Source organism: Hylemonella sp. GW821-FHT12C09, assembly GCF_058807395.1.
This window is the reverse complement of record NZ_JBXAQQ010000001.1, coordinates 160,162-176,682: the sequence shown is the minus strand read 5'-3', so window position 1 is coordinate 176,682 and position 16,521 is coordinate 160,162. Positions and strand designations below refer to the sequence as shown.

Annotated in this window: 17 protein-coding genes; 10 read left to right on the top strand and 7 right to left on the bottom strand. The window is 65.2% G+C overall.

The genetic code is table 11. From position 1 onward, the window contains the following. The 6 genes from nuoL to AC1RRP_RS00870 are packed head-to-tail and all read left to right on the top strand — an operon-like array spanning position 1 to position 6,437. The gene (nuoL, locus tag AC1RRP_RS00895) at positions 1-2,055 is read left to right on the top strand and encodes an NADH-quinone oxidoreductase subunit L (RefSeq protein ID WP_493032333.1); all 2,055 of its coding nucleotides are present in this window, start codon (positions 1-3) and stop codon (positions 2,053-2,055) included. Between the two features lie 13 nt (positions 2,056-2,068). Further along, a complete protein-coding gene (locus AC1RRP_RS00890) occupies positions 2,069-3,544 on the top strand; it encodes an NADH-quinone oxidoreductase subunit M (RefSeq protein ID WP_493032331.1) in 1,476 nt (491 codons plus the stop codon). 16 nt (positions 3,545-3,560) lie between these two features. Continuing rightward, positions 3,561-5,048 (top strand): NADH-quinone oxidoreductase subunit NuoN, encoded by a 1,488-nt coding sequence (gene nuoN / locus AC1RRP_RS00885; protein ID WP_493032329.1) that lies wholly within the window; start codon positions 3,561-3,563, stop codon positions 5,046-5,048. Next, entirely contained in the window at positions 5,045-5,350 is a 306-nt protein-coding gene (locus AC1RRP_RS00880) for a DUF2818 family protein (protein WP_493032327.1), read from the top strand. The genes nuoN and AC1RRP_RS00880 overlap by 4 nt, the downstream gene beginning before the upstream one ends. 15 nt (positions 5,351-5,365) lie before the next feature. Beyond that, positions 5,366-5,953: an NUDIX domain-containing protein gene (locus AC1RRP_RS00875; RefSeq protein WP_493032325.1), complete on the top strand. Its 588-nt coding sequence runs from the start codon at positions 5,366-5,368 to the stop codon at positions 5,951-5,953. A 25-nt stretch (positions 5,954-5,978) separates the two neighbouring features. Next, the gene (locus AC1RRP_RS00870; RefSeq protein ID WP_493032323.1) at positions 5,979-6,437 is read left to right on the top strand and encodes a DUF1178 family protein; all 459 of its coding nucleotides are present in this window, start codon (positions 5,979-5,981) and stop codon (positions 6,435-6,437) included. Positions 6,438-6,479: 42 nt separating this feature from the next. On the opposite strand, the gene AC1RRP_RS00865 is transcribed toward AC1RRP_RS00870, so the two are convergent. From AC1RRP_RS00865 to AC1RRP_RS00850, 4 genes are all read right to left on the bottom strand, one after another. Further along, positions 6,480-7,010 (bottom strand): hypothetical protein, encoded by a 531-nt coding sequence (locus AC1RRP_RS00865; RefSeq protein WP_493032321.1) that lies wholly within the window; start codon positions 7,008-7,010, stop codon positions 6,480-6,482. 10 nt (positions 7,011-7,020) lie between these two features. Next, on the bottom strand, positions 7,021-7,530 hold the full coding sequence (locus tag AC1RRP_RS00860; RefSeq protein WP_493032319.1) for a hypothetical protein: 510 nt from the start codon (positions 7,528-7,530) through the stop codon (positions 7,021-7,023). 80 nt (positions 7,531-7,610) lie between these two features. Further along, positions 7,611-9,386, bottom strand: coding sequence for an ABC transporter transmembrane domain-containing protein (locus AC1RRP_RS00855; protein WP_493032317.1), 1,776 nt, complete (start codon positions 9,384-9,386; stop codon positions 7,611-7,613). A 100-nt stretch (positions 9,387-9,486) separates the two neighbouring features. Further along, on the bottom strand, positions 9,487-10,443 hold the full coding sequence (locus AC1RRP_RS00850; protein WP_493032315.1) for a chemotaxis protein: 957 nt from the start codon (positions 10,441-10,443) through the stop codon (positions 9,487-9,489). 170 nt (positions 10,444-10,613) lie between these two features. Between AC1RRP_RS00850 and AC1RRP_RS00845 the strand changes: the two genes are divergently transcribed. From AC1RRP_RS00845 to AC1RRP_RS00835, 3 genes are all read left to right on the top strand, one after another. Continuing rightward, complete coding sequence (locus AC1RRP_RS00845; protein WP_493032313.1) at positions 10,614-11,522, top strand: DMT family transporter; 909 nt, start codon at positions 10,614-10,616, stop codon at positions 11,520-11,522. Continuing rightward, positions 11,515-12,402, top strand: a complete 888-nt coding sequence (locus AC1RRP_RS00840; RefSeq protein ID WP_493032311.1) for a methylated-DNA--[protein]-cysteine S-methyltransferase — start codon at positions 11,515-11,517, stop codon at positions 12,400-12,402. The genes AC1RRP_RS00845 and AC1RRP_RS00840 overlap by 8 nt, the downstream gene beginning before the upstream one ends. 84 nt (positions 12,403-12,486) lie before the next feature. Then, entirely contained in the window at positions 12,487-13,569 is a 1,083-nt protein-coding gene (locus AC1RRP_RS00835; RefSeq protein ID WP_493032309.1) for an alkene reductase, read from the top strand. Between the two features lie 22 nt (positions 13,570-13,591). Here the strand turns inward: AC1RRP_RS00835 and AC1RRP_RS00830 are convergent, their stop codons facing one another. Together AC1RRP_RS00830 and AC1RRP_RS00825 are read right to left on the bottom strand one after the other, a co-directional pair. Next, the gene (locus AC1RRP_RS00830; protein ID WP_493032307.1) at positions 13,592-14,044 is read right to left on the bottom strand and encodes a hypothetical protein; all 453 of its coding nucleotides are present in this window, start codon (positions 14,042-14,044) and stop codon (positions 13,592-13,594) included. A gap of 14 nt (positions 14,045-14,058) precedes the next feature. Next, positions 14,059-14,358 (bottom strand): hypothetical protein, encoded by a 300-nt coding sequence (locus AC1RRP_RS00825; protein WP_493032305.1) that lies wholly within the window; start codon positions 14,356-14,358, stop codon positions 14,059-14,061. 248 nt (positions 14,359-14,606) lie between these two features. Here AC1RRP_RS00825 and AC1RRP_RS00820 point away from each other — a divergent pair, with 248 nt between their 5' ends. Beyond that, complete coding sequence (locus tag AC1RRP_RS00820; RefSeq protein ID WP_493032303.1) at positions 14,607-15,035, top strand: Hsp20/alpha crystallin family protein; 429 nt, start codon at positions 14,607-14,609, stop codon at positions 15,033-15,035. Between the two features lie 48 nt (positions 15,036-15,083). On the opposite strand, the gene AC1RRP_RS00815 is transcribed toward AC1RRP_RS00820, so the two are convergent. Continuing rightward, a complete protein-coding gene (locus tag AC1RRP_RS00815) occupies positions 15,084-16,445 on the bottom strand; it encodes an esterase-like activity of phytase family protein (RefSeq protein WP_493033414.1) in 1,362 nt (453 codons plus the stop codon). Positions 16,446-16,521: the final 76 nt, after the last annotated feature.

Here is a 16,521-nt window from a genome sequence, read left to right as displayed (position 1 = left end):
ATGAGTCAAACCCTGAATGCATCCACCCTGCTGGCCGTGCCGCTGGCGCCGCTGGTCGGCTCCGTGCTGGCCGGCATCCTCGGCACCCAGCTGGGCGGCAACTGGATCGGCCGCCGCCTCTCTCACACCTTCACCATCCTGGGTGTGCTGGTGGCCTTCATCCTCTCCGCCATGACGCTCAAGAGCGTGGCCATGGACGGCGCGCGCTTCAACGAAACCATCTACGAGTGGATGGTGGTCGGCGGCCTGAAGATGGAAATCGGCTTCATGGTCGATGGCCTCACCGCCATGATGATGTGCGTGGTGACCTTCGTCTCGCTCATGGTGCACATCTACACCATCGGCTACATGGAAGAGGACGAGGGCTACAACCGCTTCTTTGCCTACATCTCCCTGTTCACCTTCTCCATGCTCATGCTGGTCATGAGCAACAACCTGCTGCAGCTGTTCTTCGGCTGGGAGGCGGTGGGCCTGGTGTCCTACCTGCTGATCGGCTTCTGGTTCAACAAGCCCACGGCCATCTTCGCCAACATGAAGGCTTTCCTGGTCAACCGCGTGGGTGACTTCGGCTTCATCCTGGGCATCGGCCTGATCGCCGCCTACGCCGGCACGCTGAACTACACCGAGGTGTTCGCCAAGGCACCGCAGCTGGGTGCCATCGAGTTCCCCTGGTACATCCTGGGCCAGGACGCCATGCTGATCACCGTGATCTGCATCTGCCTGTTCATCGGCGCCATGGGCAAGTCGGCCCAGTTCCCGCTGCACGTCTGGCTGCCGGATTCGATGGAAGGCCCCACGCCGATTTCCGCGCTGATCCACGCCGCCACCATGGTGACGGCCGGCATCTTCATGGTCGCGCGCATGTCGCCGCTGTTCGAGCTGTCCGACACGGCCCTGAGCTTCATCATGGTGATCGGCGCCATCACGGCCCTCTTCATGGGTTTCCTGGGCATCATCCAGAACGACATCAAGCGCGTGGTGGCCTATTCCACGCTCTCGCAGCTGGGTTACATGACGGTGGCCCTTGGTGCTTCCGCCTACTCGGTCGCCGTGTTCCACCTGATGACGCACGCCTTCTTCAAGGCCCTGCTGTTCCTCGGCGCGGGTTCGGTCATCATCGGCATGCACCACAACCAGGACATCCGCTGGATGGGTGGCGTGCGCAAGTACATGCCCATCACCTGGATCACCTCGCTGCTGGGTTCGCTGGCCCTGATCGGCACGCCGCTCTTCGCCGGCTTCTATTCCAAGGACAGCATCATCGAGGCGGTGCACGAGAGCCACCTCTGGGGTGCCGGTTTCGCCAACTTCGCGGTGCTGGCCGGCGTCTTCGTGACGGCCTTCTACTCCTTCCGCATGTACTTCCTGGTCTTCCACGGCAAGGAACGCTACGACCAGAACCCCGATGCACACCATGATGACCACGGTCACCACGGCCATGACGATCACCACGAGCCGCACGAGTCGCCCTGGGTGGTGACGGTGCCGCTGGTGCTGCTGGCCATCCCCTCGGTGGTGATCGGTTACCTGACCATCCAGCCGATGCTGTACGGCGACTTCTTCAAGGACGCCATCTTCGTGGACGCCACCAGGCACCACGTGATGGTCGAGCTGGCCGAAGCCTTCCATGGCCCGCTGGCCATGGCCGCGCACGCCTTCAGCACGCTGCCTTTCTGGCTGGCGCTGGCCGGCGTGGCCACGGCGTATTACATGTACATGGTCAACCCGGCCGTGCCGGCGGCCATCAAGCGCGCCGTGCAACCGATCTACACCCTGCTGGAGAACAAGTACTACCTGGACTGGTTCAACGAGAACGTCCTGGCACGCGGCGCGCGCATGCTGGGCGTCGGACTGTGGAAGGGTGGCGACCAGGCCGTGATCGACGGCACCCTGGTCAACGGTTCCTGGAAGGTGGTGGGCTGGGTGGCCGGCGTGGTGCGCTGGTTCCAGTCCGGTTACCTCTACCACTACGCCCTGGCCATGATCCTCGGCATCGTGGTCCTGATGACGTATTTCGTGACCTGGCCCATGCTGGCCCAGTGGCTCGGCCGCTAAGGAGAAGAACAAAATGGGTTTGTTGAGCCTCGCCATCTGGATGCCGATCGTTTTCGGCGTGCTGCTGCTCGTCCTCGGACGTGATGACCAGGCACGCACCGTGCGCTGGGTCGCACTGGTGGGCGCAGTAGCCAGTTTCCTGGTCACCCTTCCGCTGTACGCGGGTTTCCAGCTCGGCACGGCCGAGATGCAGTTCGTGGAACTCCTGCCCTGGATGGAGCGCTTCAATGTGCACTACCACCTGGGCCTGGACGGCATCTCCTTCTGGTTCGTGCTGCTGACCGCCTTCATCAACGTGATCGTGGTCATCGCCGGCTGGGAAGTCATCACCAGCCGCGTCAACCAGTACATGGGCGCCTTCCTGATCCTCAGCGGCCTGATGATCGGCGTGTTCTCCGCGCTGGACGGCATCCTGTTCTACGTCTTCTTCGAAGCGACGCTGATCCCGATGTACCTGATCATCGGTATCTGGGGCGGCCCCAACAAGATCTACGCGGCCTTCAAGTTCTTCCTCTACACGCTGCTGGGCTCGCTGCTGCTGCTGATCGCGCTGATCTTCCTGTACACCAAGTCGGGTGGCAGCTTCGACATCGCCACCTGGCATTCCCTGCCGCTGGATGGCCGTACGCAGACGCTGATCTTCTTCGCCTTCTTCGCGGCCTTCGCCGTGAAGGTGCCGATGTGGCCGGTGCACACCTGGCTGCCCGACGTGCACGTCGAGGCGCCCACCGGCGGCTCCGCCGTGCTGGCCGCCATCATGCTCAAGCTGGGCGCCTACGGTTTCCTGCGTTTCTCCATGCCGATTGCCCCCGACGCCGCGCGCGAATGGGCCTGGCTGATGATCGCGCTGTCGCTGATCGCCGTGATCTACGTGGGCCTGGTCGCCATGGTGCAGCAGGACATGAAGAAACTGGTGGCCTACTCCTCGGTCGCCCACATGGGTTTCGTCACCCTGGGTTTCTTCATCTTCAACGACCTCGGCGTGGCCGGCGGCCTGGTGCAGATGATCGCCCACGGCTTCGTCTCGGGCGCCATGTTCCTGTGCATCGGTGTGCTCTACGACCGCGTGCACTCGCGTGAGATCGCCAGCTACGGCGGTGTGATCAACACCATGCCCAAGTTCACGGCCTTCGCCCTGCTGTTCGCCATGGCCAACTGCGGCCTGCCTGCCACTGCCGGTTTTGTCGGCGAGTGGATGGTGATCCTGGGCGCCATCAAGGCCAACTTCTGGCTGGGCCTGGCGGCTTCCACGGCGCTGATCTTCGGCGCCGCCTACACGCTGTGGATGTTCAAGCGCGTCTACCTCGGCCCCGTGGCCAATGAGGACGTCAAGGGCCTGCAGGACATCAACAGCCGCGAGTTCCTCATGCTCACGCTGCTGGCCATCGCCGTCTTGTGGATGGGCGTTCACCCCAAGCCCTTTACCGACGTGATGGACAGCTCGGTGGCCGAGCTGCTCAAGCACGTGGCGCAGTCGAAGCTGAACTGAATTAAAGAGACTGAAGATGACAGACACCATCAGCTGGATCGCGGTATTCCCCGAAGTCATCCTGCTCGTCATGGCCTGCGCCATCACGCTGCTGGACCTGACCGTCAAGAGCCGCTTGCGCACCACCACCTATGTGATCACCCTGCTGACGCTGGCCGGCGTGGCCCTGCTGCAGGCCCTGTACGCCAGCGCCGGCGGCACGATCTACGGCCTGGGCAATATGGTCGTCAGCGACGCCATGGGCAACTGGCTCAAGTTCTTCGCCACCATCGCCGTCATGGTGACCCTGGTCTATGCGCGTCCCTACGCGGCCGATCGTGACATGCTGCGCGGCGGTGAGCTGTTCAGCCTGAGCCTGTTTGCGCTGCTGGGCATGTTCATCATGATCTCGGGCAACAACTTCCTGCTGATCTACCTGGGCCTGGAACTGCTCACGCTCTCCAGCTACGCGCTGGTGGCCCTGCGCCGTGACCACGCCGTCTCGACCGAGGCGGCCATGAAGTACTTCGTGCTGGGCGCGCTGGCCTCGGGTTTCCTGCTCTATGGCATGTCCATGATGTACGGCGCCACCGGTTCGCTGGACGTCAACCAGGTCTTCCGCGCCGTCAATTCCGGCCTGATCAACCCGAGTGTGCTGACCTTCGGCCTGGTCTTCGTGGTGGCCGGCCTGGCCTTCAAGCTCGGCGTGGTGCCTTTCCACATGTGGATCCCCGACGTCTACCAGGGCGCGCCCACCGCCGTCACGCTGATGATCGGCGGCGCGCCCAAGCTGGCCGCCTTTGCCATTGTCATGCGCCTGCTGGTCGAGGGCATGCTGCCCCTGTGGTTCGACTGGCAGCAGATGCTCGGCCTGCTGGCTGTCGCCTCGCTGCTGATCGGCAACCTGGCCGCCATCATGCAGACCAACCTCAAGCGCATGCTGGCCTACTCGACCATCTCGCAGATGGGCTTCGTGCTGCTGGGCCTGATGTCGGGCGTGATCAACGGCAACATCTACTCCGCGGCCAATGCCTACAGCTCGGCCATGTTCTACGTCATCACCTATGTGCTGACCACGCTGGCTTCCTTCGGCGTCATCCTGCTGCTGGCACGTGAAGGCTTCGAGAGCGAAGAGATCGCCGACTTCGCCGGCCTGAACCAGCGCAGCCCGCTGTACGCCGCCATCATGGCCATCTGCCTGTTCTCGCTGGCCGGCATCCCGCCCATGGTCGGCTTCTACGCCAAGCTCTCCGTGCTGCAGGCGCTGATCGCCTCGGGCCAGACCCTGCACATCGTGCTGGCCGTGTTCGCCGTCATCATGTCGCTGATCGGGGCCTTCTACTACCTGCGTGTCGTCAAGGTCATGTACTTTGACGAGCCCATCACCGCCACCACGGTTTCGGCCCCGCTGGACGTGCGTGCCGTGCTCTCCGTCAACGGCCTGCTGGTGCTGGTGCTGGGCATCGTGCCCGGCGGCCTGATGGCACTGTGCGCACAGGCCGTGGTGCAGATGCTCGGCACATGACCTCGTCTTCCGCCGCCGTCTGGTTCGTGGTGCTGGCCGCCGTCGTCGGCGCCAACCTGCCTTTCGTCAACGGCCGCCTGCTGGCCGTCGTGCCGCTGAAGTTCCCCAAGAACCTGGGCCTGCGCCTGCTGGAGCTGGTCGTGTTCTATTTCATCGTGGGCGGCCTGGCCCTGCTGCTGGAGCAGCGCGCCGGCCGTATCGCCCCGCAGGGCTGGGAGTTCTACGCCATCACGGGCACGCTCTTCCTGACCCTGGCCTTCCCCGGCTTCGTCTACCGCTACCTCTACAAGCGCCACCGTTGAGATAGTGCTGCGATCATGGATGACGAGCACCTGATCGAAACCCAGCAGAGCAGCGAGGAGCTGCTCAAGGGCCGTTTCCTGCACGCCTTCCGCGACAGGGTGCGCCTGCCCGACGGCAGCAGCGCCGTGCGCGAGTACGTCAAGCACCCCGGTGCCGTCATGATCATCCCGCTGCTGCCGCAGGCCGATGGCAGCATGCGCGTGGTGCTGGAGCGCCAGTACCGTTACCCCGTCAAGCAGGTGATGATCGAATTCCCCGCCGGCAAGCTCGACCCGGGCGAAGACATCCTGGCCTGCGCGCAGCGTGAGCTGCAGGAGGAGACCGGCTACCGCGCCACCGAATGGGCGCGTGCCGGCGTGCTGCACCCCGTCATCTCCTACTCCACCGAGTTCATCGAGGTCTGGTTCGCGCGCGGCCTGACCCAGGGCGCGCGCCAGCTGGACGAGGGCGAGTTCCTCGACGTGTTCAGCGCCACCCCCGCCGAGCTGCTGCAGTGGTGCCGTGAGGGCCAGGTCACCGACGCCAAGACCCTGACCGGCATGCTCTGGCTGCAGAACGTCCTCTCGGGTGCATGGGTTTTGGACTGGCGCCCGGCAGCCTGAGCCGCTGGCTGTCAAGATTCAGTCCATGAAGGTCTTCAACCTCCAGTGCAGCGCACACCACAGCTTCGAGGGCTGGTTCGCCTCCGAAGAGGACTACACCCGCCAGGTCGAACGCGGCCTTATGGTATGCCCCCTGTGCGCCGACAAGACCGTGCACAAGCTGCCCAGCGCCCCGCGCCTGAACTTCGGCGCGCCCGCCGCACCGCAGGCCGCGGCGAGCCAGGAGAAACAGGCCGTGGCTGCCGGCGACCCGGCCCAGGCCCTGCAGGCGGCCTGGCTGCAAGTCGCGCGTCGCATCATCGCCGAAACGGAAGACGTGGGCGTACGCTTTGCCGAAGAGGCGCGCAAGATCCACTACGGCGAAACCGAGGAGCGCGGCATCCGCGGCCAGGCTTCACGTGAGGAGACTGAGGCGCTGATGGAGGAGGGCATCACCGTGATGCCCCTGCCGCTGCCTGAGGGGCTCAAGGGGCCGCTGCAGTAAGGCAAGTAAAGAGAGGTAGTCAGATCGAAACTGATTTCAGTGCTAGCTTGTTGACTGCTTCAGCTTCTCGATAAAAATTCGCACGCGACTAAGGTCATCAGACAAGGTGATTTTTCTAGGGTCCGCATCAGGCTCTCGAGCTTGCTTAAATTGTTCAAATTTAAGTGGATGTTGATATTTGCCAGCCCACTGAGCAATCTGAGAAAGTCGCTTTAACAGCTCGTGCTCATCCGCATTCAAATTAATGCCTAGATCGGTTGCCTGCTTACATAGGTCGTGAACTGATGAGCCTTGCCCGAGGCTAGATTTCAAAATACCTATCTCGTCGAATTCGATAAGCCCTTTCCGGGCTCTAACGGATTTCAGTGCATTTTCGACTGCGAAAGCTAACAGCAGCAAGCTGCCTTTCATTGCGCCAACAGAGCGGGCTATTTGATCTTCCGAGTGGGGTGGGGGCGCTAATGCGATATTCGAGGACAGTAATTCCGCTGCAAGATATAGCTGCTCTGCTTGCAGCAGCCATATTGCGGCATCGCTGACGGAATCTTTATAGGCGTCGATATCTGATGCCATATACGTGACCTCACTCGACGACAGCGAGAAATCCTTTGATATAAGAACCAGGAATAAAAAACAGCGCATCTCCTCCTTTTCCGCTTAGTTTGAAATTCAAACCCGTGTCTACGAACTCTTCAAGGTACGCTCTGCTCACATTTAAACCAACATGCTCTTCATGAGAGCAGTTCGCGTATCTGCATGAAGGCACGTCGCGAGAAATCAACGTGGTTGAAAGCCGATTTCCTTTGATATCGAAGGCGGAGTCGTAGAAACGCCAGTCTCCGTTGTAGTAGTCTATGACGTAGATTTGGTAGATCACGATTTTGCTTTCGTCACTGCCCCATGCTCTGATAAGCAATTTGTCGAGCCTGTCGGTTGAAACGTCTGGCCCCTCGTAAACTCTTAATTTCTTGTAGGGGTCATTCTTCACGGACACTGCCGCTGATACCGCGTTAGGATCATTAAATTTTTGATTCGGTATCGTTACAGAGCACGCGGTCAAAATTGTGGTCAGTATGGCGATCAAGAATTTCATGAGAAGCCTTTCGAGTGAATCTCGGTGATTCTAGGAGGCCCCTCTAGTTTCCCCATCCTCTGAAGAGGTAATGGCAAACCCTAAGACTTGAACTGCAACGCCGCCAGCCGCGCATACAGCCCGTTCGCCGCCACCAGGCTCTCATGCGTGCCCTGTTCCACCAGCCGCCCCTGGTCGATGACCACGATGCGGTCGGCCTGTTGCACGGTGGCCAGGCGGTGGGCGATGACCAGCGTCGTGCGCCCGCGCATGGCGGTTTCCAGGGCGGCCTGCACCATGCGTTCGCTCTCGGCGTCCAGCGCGCTGGTGGCCTCGTCCAGCAGCAGCAGCGGCGGGTTCTTGAGCATGGCGCGGGCGATGGCGATGCGCTGGCGCTGCCCGCCGGAGAGGCGCACACCGCGTTCACCGAGGAAGGTGGCGTAGCCCTCGGGCAGTTTTCGGATGAAGTCGTCGGCAAAGGCGGCGCGGGCGGCGGCAAACACCTCGTCGTCGCTGGCCCCGGGGCGGCCGTAGCGGATGTTCTCCAGCGCGCTGCTGGAGAAGATCACCGGCTCCTGCGGCACGATGGCGATCTGCGCGCGCAGGGCCTGCAGGCTTTGCTGCGGCAGGGGCACGCCGTTGAGCTTGAGCGTGCCGGCGCTCGGATCGTAGAAGCGCAGCAGCAGCTGGAACACCGTGGTCTTGCCCGCGCCGCTGGGGCCGACCAGGGCCACGGTCTCGCCCGGGGCGACCTTGAGCGTGAAGTCGCTCAGCGCGGGCTGGCTGGGGCGGGAGGGGTAGTGGAAGGTGAGGGCTTCAAAGGCGATGGCGGTACCGGCGGCCGGGGAGGGGGCGGCCTGCGGCTGCGCCGGCGAGGTGATGGGCGACTGGCTGGCCAGCAGCTCCATGAGGCGTTCGGTGGCACCGGCGGCGCGCAGCAGCTCGCCGTAGACCTCGCCCAGCACGGCAAAGGAGCTCGCCAGCATGATGACGTAGACCACGGTCTGCCCCAGGTGGCCGGCGCTGATCTCGCCGGCCAGCACGGCCTGCGTGCCCTGGTACAGGCCCCAGAGCAGGGCGCCCGAGGTGGCCGTGATGATGAAGGCCATGAGCATGGCCCGCGCGCGCACGCGGCGCTTGGCGGTGCCAAAGGCGTTCTCGGTGGCGGCGTCGAAACGCGCGGCTTCGCGCGCCTCGGCGCCATAGCTCTGCACCACGGGCACGGCGTTGAGCACCTCGGCGGCGATGGCGCTGGAGTCGGCCACGCGGTCCTGGCTGGCACGCGAGAGGCGGCGCACCCGGCGGCCGAACCAGATGCTGGGCAGCACCACGCCGATGAGCACCAGCAGCACCTGCGCCATGATCAGCGGGTTGGTCCACACCAGCATGCCCAGCGCGCCCAGGCCCATCACGGCGCTGCGCAGGCCCATGGAGAAGGAGGAACCCACCACGGTCTGCACCAGGGTGGTGTCCGTGGTCAGGCGCGAGAGCACCTCGCCGGTCTGCGTGGTCTCGAAGAACTCGGGGCTCTGCTGCAGCACGTGGTGGTAGACGGCGTCGCGCACGTCGGCTGTGACGCGTTCACCCAGCCAGCTCATGAGGTAGAAGCGCACCGCCGAGAACACGCCCATGGCCGCGGCCACGCCGAACAGCAGGGCAAAGTGCTGGCGCAGCGCCAGCATCTGCACGCCGCGGTCCTGCGGCTGCAGGCCGCCGTCGATCAGCTCGCGCAGCGCCAGCGGAAAGGCCAGCGTGGCCGCGGCGGCCAGCACGAGGAACACCAGGGCCAGGGCGATGCGCGCGCGGTAGGGCCGCAAAAAGGGCAGCAGGCCGCTGAGGGAGCGGGGGGTGGGGGCGCGTGCGCGGTCGCTGGACATGGATGGAGCGGCGGTGGGTAGGGATGCCGGCAAGCTTAACGCGGCGCGTGGCGCCGCGTGCGGGCAAGGGCATGGCCAGCGCCCGGCTGGCCAGGACCGCTCAGCGCCGGGCCAGCACTTCGCGCAGCGTGGAAGCGAGATCGTCGATGTGGAACTTGGCGATGTAGGCGTCGGCGCCGGCGCTTTGCACCTGGGCCTCGTTGGCCGTGCCCGTGAGCGAGGAGTGGACCACCACCGGGATGCCGCTGAACTGCACGTCGGCCTTGACATTGCGGGTCAGGGTGAAGCCGTCCATCTCGGGCATTTCCAGGTCGGTGAGCAGCAGCGCGACCTTGTCCTTGACGGACTTGCCTTCGCTCTTGGCCTGCACGGCCAGGCTTTGCAGGCGTTCCCACGCCTCCTTGCCGCTGTGCGTCATGATGAAGGAGACCCCCAGCGAGTTCAGGCCTTTCTCCAGGATGCCGCGCGCCATGGCCGAATCGTCGGCCGCCAGCACCACGCTGCCCGGCGGGAGCTGGATCTTGGGGCCCGTGGGCTTTCCGAAATCGGCCGTGTCTGGCATCACGTCGTGCAGGATGCGTTCCACATCGAGCACCTGCGCCAGCCGGCTGTTCTCTGCGTCGCCGTCCAGGCGGGCGATGCTGGTGACCAGTTCGCCACCACGGCCCTCGGCGGAGAGCACATGCTTCCAGTCCACCTGCACGATCTCGGTCACGTTCTCCACGAAGAAGCCCTGGGTGGTGCGGGCGAATTCGGTGACCAGCAGGATGCCGTCGCCCTGGGCCGGCGTGCGGCCCGTGATGGCGGGCAGGTCGATCACGGTGATGATCTGGCCGCGGATGTTGGCCACGCCCAGCACATGGGCCGGCGCATTGACCATCTTGGTGAGCTGGGGCATGACCATGATTTCGCGCACCTTGAACACATTGATGCCGAACAGTTCGCGTTGCTCGGAGCCGGCGGCGGTGCCCAGCTGGAAGAGCAGCAGCTCGAACTTGCTGCTGTTGCCGGCAGTGTTGCGGGTATCGGCGGTGCGGGAGGCGGGCTGGGAACTCATGCGGGTCGTCCTTGTTGATCTCAGTTGACAGCGTAACGGCTTGTCCGGCTGCCGGCAAGGCAGGCCGGCCGAAAAATTCCCGGATTCACCCGCCAATTGCGCAAGAATCGGGTGGCCGCCGCCGGGTATCGCGGCCGAAAATAGGCCCCTATCGTGCAGCCCCCAAGACCATGACCCCCGCCAACCTGCTCCAGCTGATCATCCTTGCGGCCATCTGGGGAGCTTCTTTCCTGTTCATGCGCATCGCCGTCCCCGCGCTGGGGCCGGTCTGGCTGATCGAGTGGCGGGTGTTGCTGGGGGCCCTGCTGCTGGCGCTGGCGGGGCGCTGGTTCCGCCACAGCCTGGCTTGGCGTACGCACTGGCGCCACTACCTGGTGCTGGGCCTGTTCAACAGCGCGCTGCCCTTTGTGCTCTTCGCCTGGGCGGCGCAGACGCTCACGGCGTCGCTGCTCTCGGTGGTCAACGCCACGGCGCCGATCTGGGGCGCGGTGATCGCCTGGGCCTGGAGCCGCGAGCCGCTGCGGGGTCGTGTCGCGGCGGGCCTGGCCCTGGGTGTGGCGGGGGTGGCCCTGCTCATGGGGCTGGATCCGGCCATGCTCAAACCCGGCTCGGGCTGGGTGCTGGCCGGCGTGCTGCTGGCGCCCTGCTGTTACGCCATCGCCAGCCACTACGCCAGATCGACCCGCAACGCGCTCCTGCCCTACGCCAACGCCCACGGCAGCATGTGGGCGGCCACGCTGCTGCTGTGGCCGGTGCTGCCTTTCGCGGGCCATGCACCGATGCCTGAGACGGCCACGCCGGTGCTGGTCTGGGGCGCGGTGCTGGGCCTGGGCCTGCTGTGCACAGGCCTGGCCTACCTGATGTACTTCCGCTTGGTTGCGGCGCTGGGCGCAGCCTCGGCGCTCACGGTGACCTTCCTGATCCCGGTCTTCGGCATCCTCTGGGGCCACCTCTTCCTGGGCGAAGCCGTGGGCTGGCAGACGCTGGCTGGCGCGTTGGTGGTGCTCACGGGCACGGCGCTGGTGACGGGCTTCGATCCGCGCACGCTGTGGGCGCGCAAGGCGGTGCCGCATGGATGAGCTGCCGGTCCCGCCGCAACGCCAGTACGCCGTGGTGGCGCAAGCCATCCGCTACCTGCGTGAGAACGCCTTGCAGCAGCCCACGCTGGCCGAGCTGGCGCAGGCCGTGCACCTCAGCGAGCATCACCTGCAGCGCGTCTTCGCCGCCTGGGCCGGCATCTCGCCCAAGCGCTTCCTGCAATACCTGACCAAGGCCTACGCGCTGCAGGCGCTGCGCGAGGCGCAGGACGTGCTGAGCGTCGCACAGGCCAGCGGCCTGTCGGGCAGCAGCCGGCTGCACGACCTGATGATCAGCTGCGAGGCCATGACACCCGGGGAGATCAAAAGCGGCGGCGCCGGCGTGACGCTGGGCTGGGGCCAGGCCGACACGCCGTTTGGCACCGCGCTGGCGGGCTGGACGGAACGCGGCCTGTGCTACCTGGCCTTTCTCGACGGTGATGCGGCGCTGCGCCACCAGGAGTTGCTCGCGGCCTGGCCGGCGGCGCAGCTGGTCTGCGACGACCGCGAGGCCCAGCGCCTGATGGACCAGGTGTTCCCCGGCACGCCGCAGCCGGGCCGCCTGCACCTGCTGCTGCGCGGCACCAACTTCCAGATCAAGGTGTGGGAGGCGCTGCTGCGCCTGCCGCCGGGCCGGCGCGTCTCTTACACGCAGCTGGCTGGCCTGGCCGGCACGCCCCGAGCGCAGCGTGCGGTGGGCAGCGCGCTGGCCGCGAACCATATCGGGTACCTCATCCCCTGCCACCGGGTGATCCGCGAGAGCGGCGACAGCGGGCAGTACCGCTGGGGCGGTGAGCGCAAGGCGGCCATGCTGGCTTGGGAGGCCGGCGCCCGCGACAGATCAACGACGAGGGCCGGTTCGCCGCAGTACCCGCACGCCTGATCCGGTTGGTCGCGCGCGTTACTGCATGCGACGCTCGGCTGGGGCATGATCTGCCTCCGTTTCCGTCTCTTTCCATTCCCCCGTATGACCACACTTTTCGATCCGCTCCAGCTCGGAGCACTCCGCGTGCCCAACCGTGTCTTCATGGCGCCGCTCACGCGCGCGCGCGCCGGCGAGGCGCACCTGCCCAACGCCATGATGGCCGAGCACTATGCCCAGCGCGCCAGCGCCGGCCTGCTGATTGCCGAGGCCACCATGGCCATGGCGGGCAACTCCGCTTTCTGGAAGGAACCCGGCATCCATTCGCAGGCCCAGGTCGAGGGCTGGCGACTGGTCACGGACGCCGTGCACAAGGCTGGCGGCCGCATCTTCCTGCAGATCTGGCACGGCGGGCGCGCCTGCCACCCGGACCTCAATGGCGACGCCCAGCCGGTGGCGCCCAGCGCCATCGCCATCACCAGCGACATGGTCCACACGCCCAAGGGCAAGGTGGCCTATGCCGTACCGCGCGCGCTGCGCGACGACGAACTGCCCGGCATCGTCGCCGGTTTCCGCAAGGCCGCCGAGAACGCCAAGACCGCCGGTTTCGACGGCGTGGAAGTGCACGGTGCCAACGGCTACCTGCTGGACGAATTCCTGCGTGACGGCTCCAACCAGCGCAGCGGCCCCTACGGCGGCCCGCGCGAGAACCGTGCGCGCCTGATGTTCGAAGTGATCGAGGCGGCCAGCAGCGTCTGGGGCAGCGATCGCGTGGGCCTGCGCCTGTCGCCGCTCAACAGCTTCAACAGCATGATCGACAGCGACCCCGTGGGCCTGACGACCTGGCTGGCCGGCGAGCTCAACCGTTTCAAGCTGGCCTACCTGCACCTGATGCGCGGCGATTTCAAGGGCCTGCAGAAGGGCGACCTCATGACGCCGGTGCGTGCGGCCTACCAGGGCGTGCTGATCGGCAACATGGGCTACAGCGGCGAAGAGGCCGCACAGGCCGTGGCCAACGGCCAGCTCGATGCCGTGGCTTTTGGGGTGCCGTTCCTGGCCAACCCCGATCTGCCTGAGCGCCTGCAGGCCGGCGCGCCGCTGAACAAGGCCAACCCGGCCACCTTCTACACCGAAGGCCCGGCGGGCTACACCGACTACCCGCGCCTGTCCGCCGCACAGGCGGCCTGAAGGCCCCGGTGGGCCCTGCGGCTCAGCGGAATTCGATCAGCAGGGCCTGGCCGGCCTGCAGGAACTGGCCGGCCTTCTTCTCGTCGATGGTCAGGCGGATGAGCTTGTGGCAGCGCTCCAGGGCGGCCTGCAGCTCGGCCGGGCTGTCAGGCGCCGCCTGCAGGCGTTCGATGACCTTGGGCGCATCGGCGCCCAGCAGTTCGCGGCTCAGCGCGATCAGCGCATCGCGCGCCGACAGGCGCGAGGCCGGGTGGCCCGCGGGCGCCACCGACTCCACGAAACCTTCGCTGACCAGCCATTCGATGTGCTCCTGCACCTTGGGCAACTGCGCCGTTCGGCTCAGCAGGCTGGAGAGGCTGATCGAGCCGTCGGCCATGATGAGCAGGGCACGCAGTGTCTGTGGCAGGCCGAAGGAACGGCTGCGGATCTCCTCCACGCCCTTGCTGGTCTTGACCAGGATCAGTGAGGTGTCCATGGCGCGGTGGCTCCTCAGCGTGTCATTTCCTCGATGATGCGGTAGATCAGCCGCACCGTGATCAGCACGTAGACCGCGCCGAAGAAGAAGATCAGCGCCACCATCAGGCTGATGACTTCGGCCGGCAGGCTGGTGAAGAAGGGGGTGACGAAATAACCCAGGGTGAACAGGGTGACCAGCGAGGTCAGGTAACCCCACTGCTTGCCGACCACTCCGCCCGGGATATTGGCGCGCAGGCGATAGACGCTGGCCAGGCAGAACAGCATGACGGCGATGGCGGCAATATTGATCGACAGGATCACGGTGGGGGTCATTCCTGGTTCCTCTTGGGGTTGGTTGATCGCGATCATGATACGGGTGGGGGCATCAATTGGGAACGTTTGAAGACCCATTCCTAGGGTAAATCAGGATGCCCTGGAGGGTAGTTGGCGGGCCGACCGTGTTTGATCTGCGTCAACGGCGCTGCGCAAGGGCCTTGAGATGGGCGGGAGGGGGACCTATATTTTTTGCATGGCCGTCGCCGGTCATGGGGACCGCCGGCCTTCAACCCCAGGAGGATCACATGAACTCTCTCATCTCGCGCGGCAGCCTGTTCGACGACTTCTTCCGCGACGTCGCGCCAGGTTTCTACGTCAAGCCCCTGCACGGCGACCCGCTGCCCAACCCGGGCCAGATCAGGATGGACGTGAAGGAAAACGGCGAGGCCTACACCGTCTCGGCCGAGATCCCCGGCGTGCGCAAGGAGGACATCCACGTGACCATCGAAGGCGGCATGGTCATGGTGCGCGCCGACGTGAAGCAGGAAGACAGCCAGACCCAGGACGACAAGCTGCTGCGCAGCGAGCGCTACTTCGGCTCGGTTTCGCGCGGCATCCAGCTGCCGCAGGATGTGGACCCGGGCCAGGCCAAGGCCAGATACGACAACGGCGTGCTCACGCTCACGCTGCCCAAGAAGCAGGGCAAGGGCGGGCAGAAGCTGCGCATCGAATGAAACAACGGGGGCCGCGGCCCCCGTTGTGTTCCTGGAGCGGCGTGATGCTCAGCGTGCGTTCAACAGCTCGGGCACGTGCAGCAGGATGAACTCGTTGTCATCGTTGCGGCCCAGCTGGCGACCGGAGGAGTAGGGCAGGTTGTTGTCGTTGGCGACGACGATGTGCTCGGCGTCCACCACGTCCACGTCCTCGATGGTCACGAAGGGGAAGGTGAAACGGCCGTTCTCGCCGCCCACCCTGGCCAGGCCTTTCGGGTCCTGGATGTCCATCAGGTCGATGTAGCCGATCTTGCGCATGATACCGTCGGCGTCCACCTCCTTCAGGCTGACCTTGTAGACGCGCTTGAACTTCGCGGGGATGTTCTGGCAGTCCGGGCGGGCCGGGCCGTTGCAGGCCGTGCGTTCCAGGCCCTCGCCGTTGTCGCGCTCGATGATGAGGCCGGTGTCGGCATCGATCATGTTGAAGTCGCCGATGTTGTTGCCCTTGAGCTCCAGCGCGTACTTCCAGGAGCGGCCGGTCCACTCACCCTTGGCCACGTTGAACTCCAGCACGCGCAGGACTTCGCGGCCGTCCTTGTTTTCCCATTGCTTGTCGGCCTCGTTCCACAGCGGGCCTTCGAGCAGGGGGTAGAGGAACTGGCCGTCTTTCGATGCGGCCATGCCTTCATAACCGCGCGAGCGGCGCACCGGGGTGCTGAAAGCGCCGGGCGTGGCGGGCGTGCTCACGCTGAAGTGGTCGGGCGAGCGGGCCAGCTTGCCGTCGACCAGGGTGTCGTACACGGCCAGGACCTGGCCCTGGCGGTCGGTCTTGATCAGGTAGGGGCCGAGCTCGTCGCCGAACCAGACGTGATCGCCGATGAACTGCATGGATTCGATGTCGAAATCGGCGCCGGTCAGGTAGCGCTTGCTCGTGCCCTCGTTGACGATGAGGAAGGGCACCTTCTTCTGCGGGTCGTGCAGGAACACGGTCTGCAGGCGTTTGACGCTGCCGCTCTTCCAGTCGGGTTTGACGTGGTGGAACATCAGCATGGCGTCGGCCGAGTTGGCCTTGCTGCCGAAGCCGTTATCGGTCAGCACCCAGTAGCTGCCGTCTTTCATGGCCTTGATGCCCGAGAAACCCTGCACGGGCTGGCCGGTGAAGGGCAGGCTGATGCCGGTCGGCTTGGGCGCGTCCTTGGCCGAGAGGTAGGAGCTGCCGGCCATCACGCCCAGGCGGTCTTCGCGGCGTCCGTTGGGCGTGGTGTACTTGCCCGAGGTCTGCAGGCTGGCCGGTGCGTCCTTGGGCGCGGCGATGAAGGTAGTTGCCGGCAGGGCCGCGTGACCGGCCAGCGTGACGGGGAAGGCGGACTGGGCCTGGGCGGTCGATGCCACGGCAAGGACCAGGAGTGACAGCAGCAGAGGAGTGCGCATGATGGACTTGGGTTGGTTGAACACGCAAGTCGCATGCTAGGAAGCGCAGATGACAGCGCTGTGAAGGCCCGTGCGG